Source organism: Bacillus sp. NMCN1, assembly GCF_002998085.1.
Taxonomy (GTDB): Bacteria; Bacillota; Bacilli; order Bacillales; family Bacillaceae; genus Bacillus.
Window position 1 is genome coordinate 1 of the sequence record NZ_PVQL01000003.1, and the last position, 18,571, is coordinate 18,571.

Consider the following 18,571-nt stretch of genomic DNA (forward strand, 5'->3'; position numbering starts at 1 on the left):
ATCAGGTTGATAGGTCTGAGGTGGAAGCGTGGTGACACGTGGAGCTGACAGATACTAATAGATCGAGGACTTAACCTATATTCTAATGTGAAGCTTGAACATTGTTATCTAGTTTTGAGAGAACATTCTCTCCATCAGGTTTGGTGGCGATAGCGAAGAGGTCACACCCGTTCCCATACCGAACACGGAAGTTAAGCTCTTCAGCGCCGATGGTAGTTGGGGGTCTCCCCCTGTGAGAGTAGGACGCCGCCAAGCTTTTTGCTTATATCCTTCCAATGGAAGAAGTTACTTTATCATTCCGCAGTAGCTCAGTGGTAGAGCTATCGGCTGTTAACCGATCGGTCGTAGGTTCGAGTCCTACCTGCGGAGCCATGCTTCCATAGCTCAGTAGGTAGAGCACTTCCATGGTAAGGAAGAGGTCAGCGGTTCGAGCCCGCTTGGAAGCTTTCCTCTAAATGTTGATCTGACAGGGTTTCTCGATGATGAGAAGGCTTTTTTTTATGTCCTTTTTTATTTGCTTGGGGACAAATTGGGGACCAATTATCGAATTTGCAATAAGTTTGTTAAAGCATCCGCCACTAGACCGTATGTGTATACGTATCAAGAGTTGTTTTAACATACGCATGACCTAAACGCTGAGAGACAGATTTAATATTAAACCCAGGTATTTAGCTGATTTGATTTATTAGCATAGTAGCATGAGTAAGACGCATATCATGCAAATGAATTTTCTTATATCGAGCCTTTTTGCGAATCGCTCCCACCATGTATTTAAATTTGAAAAGGTAGTTGAGAGCTCACAATGCTAATTCGTCCAGCTGAAGACAGAGCAAGGCATTCCATTGGCCAACGTTGTGCCACATATAAGAGATGGAACGGATCGAAGACAAAAGCAGCTCTTCAAAAAGCATTGAAAAAATGAAAAAAGTAAAGCCCCTGACCATAGAGAACAGGGGCTTTTTTGATGTTTATTTTTCATCGTTTGAAAATGCGTGAAGCTGCAATTCTTTTGCATTTGCAACTTTCATTGTTCTTCTTTTGAAGTGAATCCTTTCTCTGTTACTTTATCGAGTGTTTTTAGGGTATGTGAAAAAGTGTTGTTTCCACACGGTTTTACACTAATCATGTTTCTCCCCTGTTTTCGTAAAATGTCATTTTTATTTTACTTAATATTCCACAAAACGCAGTTGATTGAATTTTATCATCCCTATGTGCTTTTTAAATGTGTCGAATTTGTGAAATTAACAATTTCCACAAACTAAAATATATGGTAGGTCTGTCTATAGTAGGTAACACAATACTCATTGTTATGGTGAGCATTAAAAGAAGGAGATTTCATGATTATTGCCATAACTGGTGTTACATATGGTAGTAAAGTTAGAGAGCCAAAAGGTGCTCTGCATTACTACTATACACATGCCTTAGAAATAGGAAATTCTAAGGAAGAGCTTCTCATCCAAATGGACTTGACAGATAAGCTCGAAAAAAATTACACGGAGGTAATAGGAAATGAGAATTAACCACAATATCGCAGCACTTAACACTTTAAACCGTCTGTCTGCAAACAACGGTGCGAGCCAAAAGAACATGGAGAAGCTTTCTTCTGGTCTTAAAATCAACCGTGCAGGAGATGATGCAGCTGGTCTTGCAATCTCTGAGAAAATGCGTGGACAAATCCGCGGATTAGAAATGGCATCTAAAAACGCACAGGACGGTATCTCTCTTATCCAAACAGCTGAGGGTGCTTTGACTGAAACTCACTCAATCCTTCAACGTGTACGTGAATTAGTGGTTCAAGCTGGAAACACTGGTACACAAGATAAAAACACAGATCTTCAATCTATTCAAGATGAGATTGAAGCTTTACAAGAAGAAGTTGATGGAATTTCAAATCGTACAGAGTTTAACGGTAAAAAATTATTAGATGGTACTTTTAAAGGAACCCCAGGAACACCAGCAATTCCGCCGACAGATCCAGATGATCCAGATACAGGTACACCTGTAGTCCCAGCAAGTGGTAATGCTTTAGTGTTCCAAATCGGTGCTAACGCAACTCAACAAATTTCAGTTAGTATTGATAAAATGAGTACTGATGCATTAGGAGTTAAAGATGATGATGGTAATGTTGTAGCCAATCAAGCCGTTAAAAACATCGATGTAAGAAAATTTGCTGACAATGATGCAAAAGCAGATGATGTTGGTTTTGATACTCAACTAAGTATTGTTGATGCAGCTGTTAACCAAGTATCTGCTCAACGTGGAAAACTTGGTGCAGTACAAAACCGTTTAGAGCACACTATTAACAACTTGGGTGCATCTGCTGAAAACTTAACAGCTGCTGAGTCTCGTATTCGTGACGTTGACATGGCAAAAGAAATGAGTGAGTTCACTAAGAACAACATTCTTTCTCAAGCGTCTCAAGCTATGCTTGCACAAGCGAATCAACAGCCACAAAACGTACTTCAATTATTACGTTAATAAACCAAAAGCCCCATTTATATAGGGGCTTTTTTTGTTTGTTTTAAAATGTTGGACTTGCTCAGTGACAAATAGAATCATGAAAATGGAATAAATCGATTGATAAGGAAGCTTTGTATCAATTTTCTACACATTCCTTCTTTTTGTGCTTGATTCCTTAGTTCCTTTCTTATATTCTTACTAAAGTGATGATTATCCTCTCTAACAAAAGACTCTGTACGTTCCTCTTTTTCCCCGAAAGTGAAGCATTGTTTATTTTCCTTTCTTCATTTCCAGGTTTGATTGATCTTCTTTTCTGTGTGCGGTATGTGTATAAAAAGGAGTAGATGGTTTGAAAGATTTATTTGTAAAGCAAGAATGGTTTGGACATGTGCGTCAGGATGTGCTGGCGGGTATTTTAGTGGCTCTGGCTTTAATTCCTGAGGCGATTGCGTTTTCGATTATTGCAGGCGTTGATCCGAAAATTGGGTTGTATGCTTCGTTTTGTATTGCAATTGTGATTGCGTTTGTTGGTGGACGGCCGGGTATGATTTCGGCCGCTACAGGGGCTATGGCTCTGGTCATGGTTAATTTGGTTGCCGATCATGGATTGCAATATTTGCTTGCAGCTACGATTTTAACAGGTCTCATTCAAATTGTGTTTGGATTGTGCCGAGTGTCTCGTCTAATGAAATTTATTCCGAGGTCCGTGATGGTTGGTTTTGTGAATGCGTTGGCTATTATGATCTTTATGGCTCAGCTTCCGCATTTCATTGGGGAATCAATGGCCATGTATATCATGACAGGTGGTGCTTTGCTGATCATTTATTTATTGCCGATGGTGATAAAGGTGATACCTTCCCCACTCATTGCGATTATTGTCATGACGATCATTGCTGTATTTGGACATATTGATGTTAGGACAGTTGGAGATATGGGAGAGCTTCCTAGTACTTTGCCTGCTTTTCTGATTCCTCAAGTTCCGTTTAGCTGGGAGACACTTGCTATCATTTTTCCTTATTCTTTAGCACTTGCGATGGTTGGTTTACTTGAGTCTCTTTTAACTGCACAGATTGTCGATGATATGACGGAGACGTCTAGTCGTAAGAACAAGGAAGCGAGAGGTCAAGGGATTGCCAATGTGGTTGCAGGATTCTTTGGTGGTATGGCTGGCTGTGCGATGATTGGTCAATCAGTGATTAATACGAAGGCAGGCGGGCGTGGCCGTCTTTCTACCTTTGTAGCGGGAGCATTTCTAATGGTGCTAATTTTTGTGCTCGGTGATGTGGTGGTTCAAATTCCGATGGCTGCTCTCGTGGCTGTGATGATTATGGTCTCCGTTGGGACATTTGATTGGAGTTCCTTTCAGCAGTTAAAAAAGAATCCGAAAACAGATTCTATTGTCATGATTGTCACGGTCGTGACTGTGGTATTGACTCATGATTTATCAAAGGGTGTGTTTGCAGGTGTGCTGCTCAGTGCGGTATTCTTTGTAGCAAAAATATCGAAGCTTCATATTATCTCTACAGAAAGCCAAGCAGGTATTTGGGTGTATCGAATTAAAGGGCAAATTTTCTTTGCTTCTGTCACTGAATTCATCCAAGCGTTCCATCAGGAAAAAGATCTCAAAACAGTTGTGATTGATTTGTCTGAAGCGCGTATATGGGATGAATCAGGCGTGGCAGCGATAGAACGTGTAAAGGAAAAGTATCAAGCAGCTGGTGTACAGGTAGACGTTGTTGGAATGGATACATCAAGTCGAAAGCTTGTGAAACAGGTGAATGGTTCTTAAAAAGGCCTTTCTGTTTGTTACAATAGAAAAGGTAAGAAAGTGAAGGATGGAGGTGGCCGGCATGCTTGTGCGTTTGAACCAAGTGATCGGCCGGATGATGCCGCTTATTACTCCCATTAGTGTGTTACTCGGTGTATTATTGGCGGCCTATTTAAAGGATTTTACGTTTATGGTACCCTGGGTATTTGCTATGATGACATTTGCAGGGAGCTTGTCATCTACTTTTTCAGCTTTAAAGCATACGGTGATGCACCCATTGCCTTTGATTTTATCTTTTATGATTTTGCATGTGCTGATGCCTCTTTATGCTTGGTCAGCGGGACATCTAATATTTGCGGGTGATGCCATGACGATCACCGGTTTGACGCTTGCTATGGTGATTCCGACAGGTGTGTCTAGTTTAATATGGGCGGCGATGTATAAAGGGAATGTCGGGTTAACGTTATCCATCATTTTAATTGATACATTGCTTTCGCCATTGATTGTGCCAGCCAGCTTGTCACTCTTTGTCGGTACACAGGTCCATATGGACATGGTGGCGATCATGAAAGGGCTGTTCGGTATGGTGGTGCTGCCGTCTATTTTAGGGATGCTCGTTCGTCAGTATGCAAAGCCGTCGGTGACGAAAACAATTAGTCAGACTCTGTCCCCTTTTTCAAAACTAGGCTTGTTTGTTGTCGTATCGATTAACAGTTCTGTTGTTGCGCCATATTTGCGGGAACTGGATGCTGCATTTTTTAGCAAAGCAGCGACTGTCTTTTTCATTGCGATGAGTGGGTATATATTTGCATGGTTGATTGGTAAGGTGATGAAATGTACTCAAGGAGAGATTGTGGCCATTGTGTATACGGGCGGCATGAGAAATATTAGTGCGGGGGCTGTGCTGGCTATTAGCTTTTTCCCGCCTGCTGTTGCGGTTCCTGTTGTGATTGGCATGCTATTTCAGCAAGTGCTTGCTGCCTTGTTTGGTTTCTTACTCAATCGTTTTGAGCTGAAAGCACCTGCTGTGTCTAAATCTTTATCATGAAAAAGCCTCCATCTTATGAGATGGAGGTCTTTTTGCGAGTTAATAGATGAGATATTTCTTTCGTTTCTTTTCGAACGTTTTAAGGTCATGATGATAACGTTTCATGATGTGTTTGACGGAAGTACCTTGATTGATTTCTTCTTTGATCCAACCATTCCCGATGAGTTTATCAAAGCTGCCTGTTTGAAGAAACTGAAAGTCTTTAGGATATAAATCATGTATTACTTTGATGATGGATAACCCTGTTTTTACCGCTTCAAATGAAGAGCGGTCTGTGACGTATAGCTGCACACCGTGTGATAGCTTACCTGCATGTTTAGAAAAAGTGGGGGTGAATGATACGGGTCTAAATTGTACACCCTTTAGTTTTAACTGATTTAAATGATCTGCTAGCTCGCTGCTATTGATATATGGTGCACCAATGAGCTCGAACGGTTTTGTCGTTCCTCTGCCTTCAGAGACATTTGTGCCTTCAATTAATCCTGTGGCGGGATATACAAAGGTACTATCCACTGTTGGCATGTTAGGGGAAGGAAGAACGAACGGCAGCTTCGTGTCATCAAACGTCATAGAACGCTTCCAATTTTTCATTTTGATGACTGTTATATCAGCATTGATATGAAATTCTTTGTTAAAAAATTTTGCGAGTTCGCCAGTGGTCATTCCATGCCTTAATGGTATTGGATAGAGCCCCACAAATGAGGCGTGTTCAGGTTCTAAGACAGGTCCTTCTACTTTTACTCCCCCAATGGGGTTTGGACGGTCTAGGACAACAAAGGGAATGTTGTTTTCTTTAGCGGCTTCCATTGCATAGGCCATCGTGTAAATATAGGTGTAATAACGAGTACCAACGTCTTGAATATCAAACAGCAGGACATCTACATTTTTGAGCATTTCAGGGGTTGGTTTTCTTGTTTTTCCATAAAGAGAGTAAACAGGAAGACCTGTTTTTTCATCGGTATAGGATTCGACGCCTTCTCCTGCCTGTGCATCGCCGCGCACGCCGTGTTCAGGTCCATATAAAGCAGTGAGCTTGATATTTGGATGCTCAAATAGGAGATCGACACTGCTTTTCATATTTGCATCAATGCCAGTCGGGTTGGTAATGAGACCAACCCTTTTCCCTTTTAGCCATGAAAGATTGCTTGAGAGTAGCGTTTCGATCCCTGTTTTGACTGCTGCTTTTTTTCCTTTTGTGTCTGTTCGTCCATGATCTGCGGGAGAGGCGGCGGTCAATGTGCTCATGATGAGAATGCTTGCGAGTATGAAGCATGCTGTTTTTTTCAAGAAAATCCCTCCTATTTGATCTGTTTCCCTTTCAAGTTGAGTCCATAGCCGAATGGATATAGGGTTTGATTTGGATGAGTGACAGATGGGATATCAACAGGCAGTTTGCCTTTAGGTGATGCAGCGCCAAATATCACTTCTAATCCAGCTGGAATATTTGGCTGATTGAATTGTCCGTTTGAGTAGCCTTTAAAACCGTAAACTGCTAGTAAGGCATCAGCCTCCTCAAAATTTGCTGCGTCGTATGGATTTCTTAGACTCATGATGACCAATTTTTTGTTTTGTGATGCTGCTTCTTTCATAACAGCACGAGGGAAGGTAGTAGCCCATTTTTTCGGGTCCTGTACATTGTCATCAATCATACCATCATTCACAGCTGGGTCATTTTGGACAACGTAAGAGCCCGTAATCACATAGTTAGCATCTTGAAGCATTTTGGCTGTTTCTTTGGTGAAGGTCTTATCCGCAAAAGCATATGATTGGATACGTACAGGCTTGATCTTTTTTTGTTTGATCAGAGAGTCAATTGTGACAGACATGGCTTTTGTCTGATTTTCGTAAGGTGCCATGACCAAGATCTTGTCATTCTTTTTAGGCTTGAATGGTAGGGTCTTATCATTGTTTTTAAGCAGGGTAATTCCCTCACGTGCCATTTTTTGTTCTGCTTTCCGGTGCGACTTTTTCCCAACGACTTGAGTGGCTTTTTTGATTTTTTTCTCAAGGGTGATAGGTTTCTTGGAAGAAATGATGCCGCGTTTGATCTTCAATTGAAGAATTTTTTCGACAGATTCGTTGATCTGCGACATCGGAATCTCTTTCTTTAAAATCGCTTGTTTTACAGCATTGAATACATTCTCTAGGTTTTTCTCTGTTTTTAATGAGATGACTGGTGCTGGCATAAGGGCGATGTCGACACCTGCCTTAATGGCCATCACTACGGCTTCTTCCTGTCCAAAGTTATCTGCAATCGCTTTCATGTTTAGTGCGTCTGTTACGACAACACCTTGAAAGCCCATCTCTTCTTTTAATAAGTGTGTGATGACTTTTTTCGATAAGGTTGCTGGGACCATAATGTTCTCGCCATCTTTTTTGCTTTTATACGTTGTATCATCAATGGCAGGGAATTGAACATGAGCGGTCATGACCATATCCGCACCAGCGTTGATCGCTTGTTGAAACGGATACAGCTCCACTTTTTTAAGACGATCTAGGTCATGTTCTACGAGCGGCAAGCCATAGTGACTATCGACGGCTGTATCACCATGTCCCGGGAAATGCTTTAGTGTGGAAATGGTCTTTTCCTTTTGAAGTCCTTTCATGGTTTGAAGGCCAAGCCTAGTGACAAGAGCAGGATCAGAGCTAAAGGAACGGACACCAATGACGGGGTTGTTTGGGTTATTATTCACATCAAGCACAGGAGAGAAGTTTGTATTGATCCCTAGTGCATTTAGTTCTTTGCCGATGATTTTGCCTGTGTCGTATGCATTTTTCTTACTTCTAGAGGCACCAATCGACATATTTCCTGGGAAATGTGTTCCCTTTTGTAATCTTGTGACGATTCCACCTTCTTGATCAATTGAAATGAGTAAAGGAATGTTTGGTGATGCCTTTTGAAATTCATGGGTGAGTTTGACGGTTTGTTTCGTATCAACGACATTCTCGGCAAACAAGATGACACCGCCTAGATGATATTTTTCTACAAGATGGGATACTTCTTTATTCATCTTTGTTAAGCCTGTAGGTGCAGATTCATCTTTTGTTTGCCAATTACGAAAGTCTGGCATGAGCATTTGACCTATCTTTTCATCCAGGGACATGTCTTGAACCATTTGTTTGGCAGTTGGAAGAGGGGCAGAGCTAACCTTTTCCGTTGGAATGGAAGAGGTTAGCAGGGCCAAAACCAGAGCAGCGGGGAAAAGAGCTTTTAACATCGTATTCCTCCTTTTACTTAAAAGATTCGTAGATTGCGGTCATGATGCTTCCATAAGTGCCAGTTGGGAAAAGGTCACCTTCAAATTGATTTGGGTTGGTTTCAGGTGAAACGACAGGCGAATGTTTCTTATTTGTCAGCAAGACGATACCTAGATTATGTTTTGGATCAATCAATGTCATGGTTCCGGTCCAGCCGGTATGCCCATAGGCTTCGTTACTTGCATATTTTCCAAACATCCATTCCATGTCAGTATGACCGTTTTTACGCCAGCCTAGCCCGTAAGTTGGGTTTGTATCAGAGGAGGCTGTAAAGAGATCGATAGAAGCTTGATCAAAGATGGTTGTTTTTCCATAGCCTCCTTTGTTAAGCATGAGCTGGAGCAGCACGGCCATATCTGAAATGTTAGAGAAAAGTCCAGCATGACCAGAGATACCTGCCATTGAGTAATATGCTTTCTCATCGTGGACTTCGCCTAGCAGGGTATACCTGCGAATGTTTTCAAAATCAATGACACCATCTCGCGAATTGCCTAAACGTTCTGTTGCTGCAAAATGCTTCGGTTTAAATCCTTTTTGCAGTGGATTGAACATTGTATGTTTGAGACCTAGCGGCCGATAGATTGTCGACTCTACATATTGATCAAGACGCATACCTGTTTTTTTCTCAATGATCATGCCTAACAGCATGTAATCAATGTCACTATAAATATGCTGGGTGCCTGGTTTGTATTGCAGTGGCACCTTCGGCAGCCATTTCATCGTTGTCTTTCTATCTTGAGAGAAAAAGGTGCCGGCTGCTTCTTTGCTATAAAATAAGACACTGGAAGGGAGTCCGGCAGAATGGGTAAGAAGATCTTTTACACGGAGCTGATCTTTGCCGGTTACCTTTGCATCTGGTTCATCTTTAAAATCTGGCAGGATGGCTTGTATTTTTTCGTTCACATCCAGTTTTTTCTCGTAGACAAGCTTTTGCAGGGCATAGTTGGTTGCATACATTTTGGTGTTGGATGCTAAGTCGAACAGTGTATTTTTTTTCATTTTCTTATATGATTTGAGTTCAGTTGTGCCGTCGTATTTTTGTCTGTAGCCATAGGCTTTTTGATGGACGATCTTTCCGTCCTTGATAATGATGAGTGCGGCTCCTGGAAATCCTGCTTTGATGTCGTTTTGAATCATGTGATCAACCTTCCTAAGCTGCCTGGAAGAAAAACCTGCTTGTTCCGGTTGTTTTGCCTTTTTTAAGACGGGATATTCTTCAGGTGCTGTTTTAGACAAAGACGATACAGGATGGGAGCTAGTTGCAAATGTTTGTACGGGTAATCCAAGGAGCATGAACAGACATGTTATCAAAAGAAAACATTTCTTCAAGGTCTAGACCTCCTTATTGATTGGTATCCTCGAATTCAACAGCCATATCATCATGAAATCCAAATAAGTATGTGAAGAAAAATCCAGCAACATATGCAATAAAGAGTCCGATTAAGTAAAGAAGCATTTGATGTGTGTGAACGATAAAGGTTAATGGGAGACCTGATACACCAATCGCCTTCGTTGCAATTTGGAAGTAGGCTTGAAATGCACCGCCGATTCCAGCTCCAAGACAAGCGGTGAGAAATGGTCGTCCCAGCGGGAGTGTGACACCGAAAATGAGTGGTTCACCAATGCCAAGCATCCCTGAAGGAAGTCCACCTGCGATGGCTCTTTTGAGTTTTTTCTTTTTTGTTTTCATATAAATGGCGAATGCCGCACCGACCTGGCCTGCACCGCCCATAGCGAGAATTGGCAGAAGCGGGTCATCTCCAATGGAATTGATGAGTTCCATATGAATCGGTGTCAGTCCTTGGTGAAGTCCTGTCACAACAAGTGGAAGGAAGGTCGCACCAAGAACAAATCCAGCGAAGATTCCGCCCATATTTAATAGATAAGTTAATCCTGAGGTAATGGCATCAGATATAAATCCGCCGACTGGCATGAAGACAACGTACGTAAAAATGCCTGTAATGAGTAGTGTGATGGTAGGTGTGACGATGATATCAAGTGATTGCGGGACGAAGCGTCTAATTCGGGTTTCCACAAGCGCCATAAAGATGGCGGCTAGAAGAACACCGATGAGCCCGCCTCTGCCTGGTAGAATATTTGTGCCAAATAACATTATATCTGCGGAGGCTGGGTTAATAATGAGGATACCAGCTAAAGCGCCTAATGCAGGAGAGCCTCCAAACTCCTTTGCGGCATTTGTTCCGACTAATATACCGAGATATGCGAACAAGCCTGAACCAATAACGGTTAAAATGATCGCTGCTTGAGACTTTTCATCGAGCCAGCCTGCTTGCACGATTGCTTTCGTAATCCCTGTAATAAGACCTGATGCAACGAGTGCCGGAATGATAGGAATAAAGATGCTGGCAATCCGTCGTAAGAACAGCTTGAACGGTGTGCGGTTCTTTTGTGAAATGGCTTGCTTGTTTTTTTGTGCTTCGTTGTTTAAATCATAAGAGCCAGAGGCATTTAGCAGCTGTTCAAACGCACTTGATACTTGGTTGACAACACCGGTACCTAATATGATTTGGAGCGTTTCTGCCTCGACGACACCAATGACGCCATCGAGTTCTTTGATTGCTTGGATGTGAACTTGTTCATTGTCAATCAGCGTAATTCGGAGACGCGTCATACAATGTGTATGGGAAGAGATGTTTTCAGAACCACCACAGAGAGAAAGAATGTCTTTCGCCAACTGCTGATATTTCTTTTGATGACTCATGTTGAATCCCCCTTTGATTTTCGTCTCATGGAGCGGATGGCTTGCCTTGTCTTATCAATATATTGCGCTGTCTCTTCATATTGACGGGAAGCTAAGCTGAGGAACAAGACATCAATTAAGTAGAGCTGTGCCATTCTAGAGGAAGTGGCTGCACTGCGAAAAGGTGCTTCATTGGAACCGGACGTCGATAGGTGAACGTCACATAAGGCAGAAACGCTTGTTTGACCTGGATGCGTTAAGGCAATCGTTTTCACTTGGTTGTCTTTTGCGAGCTGAAGGGCTTGAATGATGTCTAACGTTTCTCCTGAAAAGGATATACCGAACACGATGTCATTCTTTCCTGCATTTGCGATGACCGTGGATGCGATGTGCATGTCAGTGAATGCTGTCGCTGCATAATTAATTCTGAGAAATTTCTGCTGGGCATCTGCTGCGACGATGCCAGATGCGCCGACGCCGATAAAATGGATTTGATTTGCATGCAGCAGTAATTGAACAGCTTTTTCTAATGCTTCTGCATTTAAAATAGAAGCGGTGTCCTTAATCGATTGAATCGAGTTTCCTGCTGTTTTTTGAATAATGGATTGAAGCGGTTCATCTTGTTCGATATCACGGTAGCCATGTTTATCGTCGTGCATCAAGTCTCCAGCGATTCGCATTTTTAAATCGTGATAGCCATCTAGCCCGAGAGATTTACAAAGGCGGATGACTGCAGAGCTGCTTGCACCGGCTGCCTGACTGATCTCGTGTACTGTGCTCTTAATGACTTTATCAGGATGGGCAAGGATATAGTCTGCAATGATTTTTTCAGATTGGGGGAGCTTTGCTTTCATTGTGTGTAGTAGGGTGAGTCCACCTGCTGACATGAGCACTGCCTCCTTTAGGATTGATGATGAGAGATGGCTTTGTCGATATGGCCATTCGTTTTGTTGAGTAAATCCTTGGCTGTTTTTTTGTCTGTGTTTGTTTGAAGCATGACGATGGCGGTTTTGACTTCTAAGTCTGCTGCTTCAAGAGTTTTCACGGCTTGTTTGTAGGAAGCGTTTGTCACATGTTGAATGATGGTGATGGCGCGTTCTTTTAATTTATGATTGCTGACTTTTACATCAACCATCAGGTTTTCATATACTTTACCTTGTCTGATCATGACAGAGGTGGAAAGCATATTTAAAATCATTTTATGAGCGGATGCGGCTTTCATTCGTGTTGACCCAGTGATGGCTTCTGGTCCTACAATGACTTCAATGGCGCAGTCTGCCAGCTCGCTAATTTCTGCTTGTTCATTACAGCTGAGGGCTACTGTTTTTGCGCCGATGGATTTAGCGTAGTTTAAAGCGCCGATGATGTAGGGTGTCCTGCCGCTGGCGGCGATACCGACGACCGTATCTTTTGATGTCAGGTGAATGTGTACTAAATCCTGCTTGCCGGCTTCTTCACTGTCTTCCACATCTTCGGCAGCATGTGAAAAAGCAGAGTCTCCGCCTGCCATGATGCCGACAATCACATCAGGTGAGACGCTATAGGTAGGGGGACATTCAACAGCATCCATCACGCCAAGTCTGCCGCTTGTCCCGGCCCCTAAATAAATGAGTCTGCCTCCATTTGAGATGGATTGATAGGCGAAGTCACTTGCTGTTTTGACATGTGGTAGTACACGGTTGACTGCTTGAGCGACCTTCATATCTTCTTCATTAATCATTTGGAGCATTTCGAGTGGATCTGCTTGTGATATTCCCATTGTGTTAGGATTTCTTGATTCTGTTGTCAAAGAACGCAATTGAGATGGGTGCATGCGACATTCCTCCTTATTTCTTCATTTTCAGTATATTCAGTGTGATATGAAATTTCAACATTATATTTAAATATTGAAATTATATTTCATTCTAAACGTTGTGCTACTTAGAGGTGAATAGTTAGAAAATAAAAAAAATAAAAATCCCCTTTACAAAAGGGGGACAACCTGTATATAATAATTTTTGTCAGCTTCACGGAAACAGCAAACTTGACAAACTGGCCCGTTGGTCAAGCGGTTAAGACACCGCCCTTTCACGGCGGTAACACGGGTTCGAATCCCGTACGGGTCACCATAATGTGGAGGATTAGCTCAGCTGGGAGAGCATCTGCCTTACAAGCAGAGGGTCGGCGGTTCGAGCCCGTCATCCTCCACCATATGCCGGTGTAGCTCAACTGGTAGAGCAACTGACTTGTAATCAGTAGGTTGGGGGTTCAAGTCCTCTTGCCGGCACTGTTTTTTCTTTATCAATTCCATATGTGGAGGGGTAGCGAAGTGGCTAAACGCGGCGGACTGTAAATCCGCTCCCTCCGGGTTCGGCGGTTCGAATCCGCCCCCCTCCACCATTTTTGGGCTATAGCCAAGCGGTAAGGCAACGGACTTTGACTCCGTCATGCGTTGGTTCGAATCCAGCTAGCCCAGTTAAGACACCTTTTTGAAAAAGGTGTCTTTTTTTATGTTGGCAGATGGAGTGTATAACTATTCAAAATATTGTTGAGTTGAGTCAGAAGGCATCGAGAAAGTAAAATAAAAGCATGAACAGAAAGGGGATGTACATATGGGAGATCAAAAGAAGGTCACGCTTGTCGGAGTTCCGATGGATTTGGGTCAAATGAGAAGGGGCGTCGATATGGGACCGAGTGCGATTCGGTGTGCTGGCGTAAAAGAAAAATTGGAATCGTTTTCATTTGATGTGGAGGATCTCGGCGATATTCCGGTTGAACAAAGAGATGATGAGAAAGGTTTATATACAAGTGAAAAGCTAAAAAATTTAACGGAGAATGCTGGTGCGAATCAGCTGCTGGCTGAGAAGGTTGACAGTATTGTGCAATCAGGCTCATTCCCGCTCATTTTAGGCGGTGATCACAGCATTGCGATAGGAACACTTGCGGGGGTAGCCAAGCATTATGAAAACTTAGGTGTCATTTGGTATGATGCACACGGTGATTTAAATACAGAGGAAACCTCTCCTTCTGGAAATATACATGGTATGCCGCTTGCAGTCAGTCTCGGTCTTGGGCATGCTGATTTAACGAACATTGGTGGTTATTCCCCTAAATTGAAGCCTGAGAATGTTGTTTTAATTGGTGCTCGTTCCTTAGATGAAGGAGAGCGGGCATTGATTAGAGAGAAAGGCATTAAAGTGTATACGATGCATGAAATAGATCGTTTAGGGATGACGAGGGTGATGGAAGAAGCTATTTCATATTTAAAAGAAAGAACAGATGGTGTCCACCTGTCGCTTGATTTAGATGGATTAGATCCAGCGGAGTGCCCTGGTGTAGGAACTCCTGTGGCGGGTGGCATTAGTTACCGAGAGAGTCATCTTGCCATGGAGCTTTTAGAGGAAGCGGGTATTTTGACTTCAGCTGAATTTGTTGAGGTGAATCCGGTTTTGGATGAAAAAAATAAAACAGCCGAGGCAGCTGTTGCGTTGATTGGTTCGTTAATGGGCGAAAAGCTATTGTAGAGCGGGACTTGTTCCCGTTCTTTTTTGTTTTGGGAAAATTTAAGGATATATTAAGGTTTTTACCGGTGGATATGCGTAACACGCTGTCAAAAATTTGTTAAACTATTTTTTAGAGGAGAATGAAACCTTTTGGAAAGAGGTTCGTATACATAAAGACCGGTGAAGGCAGAGGTTGAATATACTATGGACACAATGATTAAAAAGAGAATTAAGCAAGTGAAAAAAGGCGACCAGAACGCATTTGCAGACATCGTAGACCTGTATAAAGACAAAATTTATCAGCTGTGCTACCGTATGCTTGGGAATGCACACGAAGCAGAGGATATTGCACAGGAGGCGTTTATTCGTGCCTATGTGAATATTGAAAGCTTTGATGTGAATCGTAAGTTTTCTACGTGGCTGTACCGCATTGCAACCAACCTGACCATCGATCGTATTCGCAAAAAAAAGCCGGATTATTATTTAGATGCAGAGGTGGCAGGAACAGAAGGACTGAATATGTATTCTCAAATTGCTGCTAATGGCATTTTGCCAGAGGAAGAGGTGGTGTCTCTTGAATTATCGAGTACCATTCAGCAAAAAATTCTAAGATTACCCGATAAATATCGTTCGGTCATCGTATTAAAGTATATTGATGAACTCTCGTTAAAAGAAATTAGTGAGATTTTGAATATACCAGTTGGTACGGTGAAAACGAGAATACACAGGGGTAGAGAGGCTCTCCGAAAACAGTTGAGAGACCTTTGAGTGAGGTGATTTTGATGAGCTGTCAGGAAAAAATCGTCCTGCTTATGCATCAGTATTTAGACGGGGACATTGAGCCCCAAGACGAAAAAGAATTAAAAAGCCATCTGCAATCGTGTGAGGAGTGCCGTACTCATTTTCAAGAAATTGAGAAATCCATCGCGCTTGTGCAGAGTACATCTCATATAGAAGCACCATCTGATTTCACTGCAAAGGTGATGGCAGGTCTTCCAAAGGAAAAAAAGCGTGTGTCGGTTCAAAGATGGATCAAAGCTCATCCGCTGATGGTGGCCGCTGCCCTCTTTCTCATTTTGATGGGAGGCAGTCTGTTTACAAGCTGGAATACCGATCATAATTTCAGTGTGTCAAAGCAGCCGAATCTCGTCGTTGTAAATGATACAGTGACCGTACCTAAAGGGGAAACCGTAAAAGGTGATGTCACTGTCAAAAATGGCAAGCTGATTGTAGAAGGCAAGGTTGATGGAAATGTCACCGTCGTCAATGGGGAACAGCTGACTGCTTCTGCCGGACAAGTCACTGGTCAAATTAATGAAATTAATGAAGTGTTTGATTGGATCTGGTACAAAATGAAATCCACAGCACAAAATGTGATGCGGGTCATTGGACCAGAGGAACAAAAGTAAATCAAACGGGTCGAGAGCAGTCTTTTTAGGGGCTGCTCTTTTTCTATTATATTGGTCAGATTTATGCGAACTAGCATGCCAGCCATATATGGCAACTGTTTTCCTTGCTGAAACAAAATGTGGTATAATAGCCACGCTATGTATTTACACATAGGCTCTTTTTTTATCAAAAATGCATCAAACGAAGAATAACTGAAAATTCTGGAGGACGAGGAAATGGCTTTAGGGGATATTCCTTTTTTGCAGTACCTCGGTAATGCTGTTGATATTCTCGTTGTTTGGTATGTGATATATAAATTAATGATGGTCATCCGCGGAACAAAAGCGGTTCAGCTTTTAAAGGGAATTGTGGTCATTGTTCTCGTCAGGATGGGAAGTGCGTATCTCGGTCTTAACACACTTCAATGGCTGATGGATCAAGCGATTACGTGGGGATTCCTTGCGATCATTATTATTTTTCAGCCAGAGCTAAGGAGAGCGCTTGAGCAGCTTGGGCGCGGCCGTTTCTTCTCAAGAAGCGGTACACCTGTAGAAGAACAGCAGCAGAAAACGATCGAGGCAATTACAAAAGCAATTAACTATATGGCAAAACGCAGAATCGGTGCACTGCTGACAATTGAACGCGATACTGGGATGAATGATTACATAGAGACTGGAATTCCTTTGAATGCAAAGGTGAGTTCAGAGCTGCTCATTAATATTTTCATTCCAAATACACCGCTTCATGACGGTGCTGTCATTATGAAGCGTGATGAGATTGCAGCTGCGGCATGTTATTTACCGCTGTCAGAAAGTCCTTTTATCTCTAAGGAACTTGGGACGCGTCACCGGGCGGCAGTCGGAATTAGCGAAGTGACAGACAGCTTGACCGTCATCGTTTCTGAGGAGACAGGCGGCATTTCTGTCGCAAGAAATGGTGATCTCCACCGAGAATTGACAGAAGAAGCGCTTGAAGAAATGCTGATTGCTGAATTTAGTAAGAACAGCAAAGATGCTTCCTCGACCAAATGGTATTGGAGGGGCAAGAAAAATGGATAAGATTTTGAATAATCGCTGGGCCGTAAAGCTTCTTGCATTGGTCTTCGCTTTATTGCTGTATGGTGCAGTCAATTCAGCGCAAGCGCCCACGCCGAAAAAAATCGGTGAATCCTTTTTCCCAACATCGACGACAGATGAAGCAACCTTAACCGACATTCCTGTTAAAGCGTATTATGATGACGAGAAGTATGTCGTCACTGGTGTGCCGCAGACAGTCAATGTGACGATTAAAGGGTCAACGAGTGCTGTGAAAACAGCAAGACAAACAAAGAACTTTGAAATATATGCAGATATGCAGAATTTATCGACAGGTACCCATAAAGTTGAGCTGAAGGCAAGAGATGTATCAAAGGGACTCACACTATCGATTAATCCGTCTGTGACGACTGTGACGATACAAGAAAAAACAACAGCTGAATTTCCTGTTGAAACCGAATTTTATAATCAAAATAAAATCAAAGACGGCTATTCACCTGAACAGCCTATTGTGAATCCGAAAAAGGTCACAGTCACTGGTTCAAAGGACGTGATCGACAAAATTTCTGTCATTAAAGCATTTGTGAACCTAGAGGATGTCGATCAGCAAATTGAAAAGGAAGCGAAGCTCACTGTGTATGATAGCAGCGGGAACGAGCTGCCAGTCGAATTGAGTCCGTCTGTGGTGAATATTACAGTTCCCATCTCGAGTCCAAGCAAAAAGGTTCCGTTTAAAATAGAGCGGACGGGCAGCTTACCAGACGGGATCAGTATCTCAAGCATTGAGACAAGCCCGAGTGAGGTCACAGTGTACGGCTCTCAAAAAGTGCTGGATTCGCTTGATTTTATTGATGGCGTTAAGCTGGACCTAAGCAAGATCAAAGATGATACCGAGATTGATGCCGACATTCCCCTGCCAGATGGAGTGAAAAAGGTATCGCCCGAAACGGTTAAAATCAAGGTGAAGGTTGCAACAGCGCAAGAAAAAAAGATCGATAATGTACCGATTTCTGTCGTGGGTCTGAGCAAGGATCTCACCTCTGATTTTGTGAGCCCATCTTCTGGACGGCTCACGTTAACAGCAAAGGGATCAAAGAGTGCGATTGATAAACTAAAGGCTTCAGATGTTGAGGCCTATATCAATGTCGGGGACTTGAACGAAGGAACACATGAGGTCAAAATTCAAGTGAACGGTCCTCAAAATGTGACGTGGACATTATCGAGATCAAAGGTCAAAGTGAAACTGACTTCTACTGAGACGGAAGATCAGCCAGCGTCTACGAATGATCGGAAGAATCCATCTTCTGATGACGATGATCAGGATGAGAAGAGTAAAGAAGATTCCACGCAAGATAAAGCAAAGAAAGAATCAAGTCAAAGACAGCGGATCAAAGAAGATAAAAAAGAGGACGAAGCGTCCTCTTGAATGGT

At 42.6% G+C, this 18,571-nt stretch carries 15 protein-coding genes, 7 tRNA genes and 1 rRNA gene; 17 read left to right on the plus strand and 6 right to left on the minus strand.

The features are described from left to right. The first annotated feature begins 139 nt into the window (after nt 1-139). The 7 genes from rrf (at nt 140) to C6W21_RS14735 (ending at nt 5,276) form a co-directional block, all read left to right on the plus strand. Nucleotides 140-255, plus strand: a 5S ribosomal RNA gene (gene rrf, locus C6W21_RS14705). A 42-nt stretch (nt 256-297) separates the two neighbouring features. Next, nucleotides 298-372 (plus strand) — tRNA-Asn (locus C6W21_RS14710). Between the two features lies 1 nt (nt 373). Beyond that, nucleotides 374-446 (plus strand) — tRNA-Thr (locus C6W21_RS14715). 891 nt (nt 447-1,337) lie between these two features. Beyond that, a complete protein-coding gene (locus C6W21_RS14720) occupies nt 1,338-1,520 on the plus strand; it encodes a hypothetical protein (protein ID WP_106056583.1) in 183 nt (60 codons plus the stop codon). Further along, nucleotides 1,510-2,478, plus strand: a complete 969-nt coding sequence (hag, locus tag C6W21_RS14725) for a flagellin Hag (protein WP_106056585.1) — start codon at nt 1,510-1,512, stop codon at nt 2,476-2,478. Before C6W21_RS14720 ends, hag begins: the two co-directional genes overlap by 11 nt. Nucleotides 2,479-2,809: 331 nt before the next feature. Then, on the plus strand, nt 2,810-4,249 hold the full coding sequence (locus tag C6W21_RS14730; RefSeq protein WP_106056587.1) for a SulP family inorganic anion transporter: 1,440 nt from the start codon (nt 2,810-2,812) through the stop codon (nt 4,247-4,249). A gap of 61 nt (nt 4,250-4,310) precedes the next feature. Next, the gene (locus tag C6W21_RS14735; RefSeq protein ID WP_223260989.1) at nt 4,311-5,276 is read left to right on the plus strand and encodes a bile acid:sodium symporter family protein; all 966 of its coding nucleotides are present in this window, start codon (nt 4,311-4,313) and stop codon (nt 5,274-5,276) included. 39 nt (nt 5,277-5,315) lie between these two features. Here C6W21_RS14735 and C6W21_RS14740 read toward each other — a convergent pair whose 3' ends face one another. Genes C6W21_RS14740 through murQ form a run of 6 tightly spaced genes read right to left on the minus strand, consistent with a single transcriptional unit; the run spans nt 5,316 to nt 13,048 of the window. After that, nucleotides 5,316-6,563, minus strand: a complete 1,248-nt coding sequence (locus C6W21_RS14740; RefSeq protein ID WP_106056591.1) for an exo-beta-N-acetylmuramidase NamZ family protein — start codon at nt 6,561-6,563, stop codon at nt 5,316-5,318. An 11-nt stretch (nt 6,564-6,574) separates the two neighbouring features. Next, the gene (locus C6W21_RS14745; RefSeq protein ID WP_106056593.1) at nt 6,575-8,494 is read right to left on the minus strand and encodes a glycoside hydrolase family 3 protein; all 1,920 of its coding nucleotides are present in this window, start codon (nt 8,492-8,494) and stop codon (nt 6,575-6,577) included. 13 nt (nt 8,495-8,507) lie between these two features. Beyond that, on the minus strand, nt 8,508-9,863 hold the full coding sequence (gene pbp4b, locus C6W21_RS14750; RefSeq protein WP_106056595.1) for a penicillin binding protein PBP4B: 1,356 nt from the start codon (nt 9,861-9,863) through the stop codon (nt 8,508-8,510). Nucleotides 9,864-9,876: 13 nt separating this feature from the next. Beyond that, nucleotides 9,877-11,256, minus strand: coding sequence for a PTS transporter subunit EIIC (locus tag C6W21_RS14755; protein WP_106050999.1), 1,380 nt, complete (start codon nt 11,254-11,256; stop codon nt 9,877-9,879). Further along, complete coding sequence (locus C6W21_RS14760; RefSeq protein ID WP_106051000.1) at nt 11,253-12,122, minus strand: MurR/RpiR family transcriptional regulator; 870 nt, start codon at nt 12,120-12,122, stop codon at nt 11,253-11,255. The genes C6W21_RS14755 and C6W21_RS14760 overlap by 4 nt, the downstream gene beginning before the upstream one ends. Before the next feature lie 14 nt (nt 12,123-12,136). After that, complete coding sequence (gene murQ / locus C6W21_RS14765) at nt 12,137-13,048, minus strand: N-acetylmuramic acid 6-phosphate etherase (RefSeq protein ID WP_106051001.1); 912 nt, start codon at nt 13,046-13,048, stop codon at nt 12,137-12,139. A gap of 220 nt (nt 13,049-13,268) precedes the next feature. On the opposite strand from murQ, the gene C6W21_RS14770 reads away from it, so the two are divergent. The 10 genes from C6W21_RS14770 (at nt 13,269) to C6W21_RS14815 (ending at nt 18,566) form a co-directional block, all read left to right on the plus strand. Continuing rightward, nucleotides 13,269-13,343 (plus strand) — tRNA-Glu (locus C6W21_RS14770). A 6-nt stretch (nt 13,344-13,349) separates the two neighbouring features. Then, nucleotides 13,350-13,425 (plus strand) — tRNA-Val (locus tag C6W21_RS14775). Nucleotides 13,426-13,428: 3 nt separating this feature from the next. After that, a tRNA-Thr gene (locus C6W21_RS14780) sits at nt 13,429-13,501 on the plus strand. 28 nt (nt 13,502-13,529) lie between these two features. Then, nucleotides 13,530-13,614, plus strand: a tRNA-Tyr gene (locus C6W21_RS14785). A gap of 4 nt (nt 13,615-13,618) precedes the next feature. Continuing rightward, nucleotides 13,619-13,690, plus strand: a tRNA-Gln gene (locus C6W21_RS14790). Nucleotides 13,691-13,826: 136 nt separating this feature from the next. Next, entirely contained in the window at nt 13,827-14,738 is a 912-nt protein-coding gene (gene rocF, locus C6W21_RS14795; RefSeq protein WP_106056597.1) for an arginase, read from the plus strand. Nucleotides 14,739-14,921: 183 nt separating this feature from the next. Next, nucleotides 14,922-15,485 carry an RNA polymerase sigma factor SigW gene (gene sigW / locus C6W21_RS14800; protein ID WP_106051003.1) on the plus strand — a complete coding sequence of 188 codons (564 nt, stop codon included), beginning with the start codon at nt 14,922-14,924 and terminating at the stop codon, nt 15,483-15,485. A 14-nt stretch (nt 15,486-15,499) separates the two neighbouring features. Next, complete coding sequence (rsiW, locus tag C6W21_RS14805) at nt 15,500-16,126, plus strand: anti-sigma-W factor RsiW (protein ID WP_106051480.1); 627 nt, start codon at nt 15,500-15,502, stop codon at nt 16,124-16,126. Between the two features lie 216 nt (nt 16,127-16,342). Continuing rightward, on the plus strand, nt 16,343-17,164 hold the full coding sequence (gene cdaA / locus C6W21_RS14810) for a diadenylate cyclase CdaA (protein ID WP_008344027.1): 822 nt from the start codon (nt 16,343-16,345) through the stop codon (nt 17,162-17,164). After that, on the plus strand, nt 17,157-18,566 hold the full coding sequence (locus C6W21_RS14815; RefSeq protein ID WP_106056599.1) for a CdaR family protein: 1,410 nt from the start codon (nt 17,157-17,159) through the stop codon (nt 18,564-18,566). Before cdaA ends, C6W21_RS14815 begins: the two co-directional genes overlap by 8 nt. The last annotated feature ends 5 nt before the right edge of the window (nt 18,567-18,571 follow it).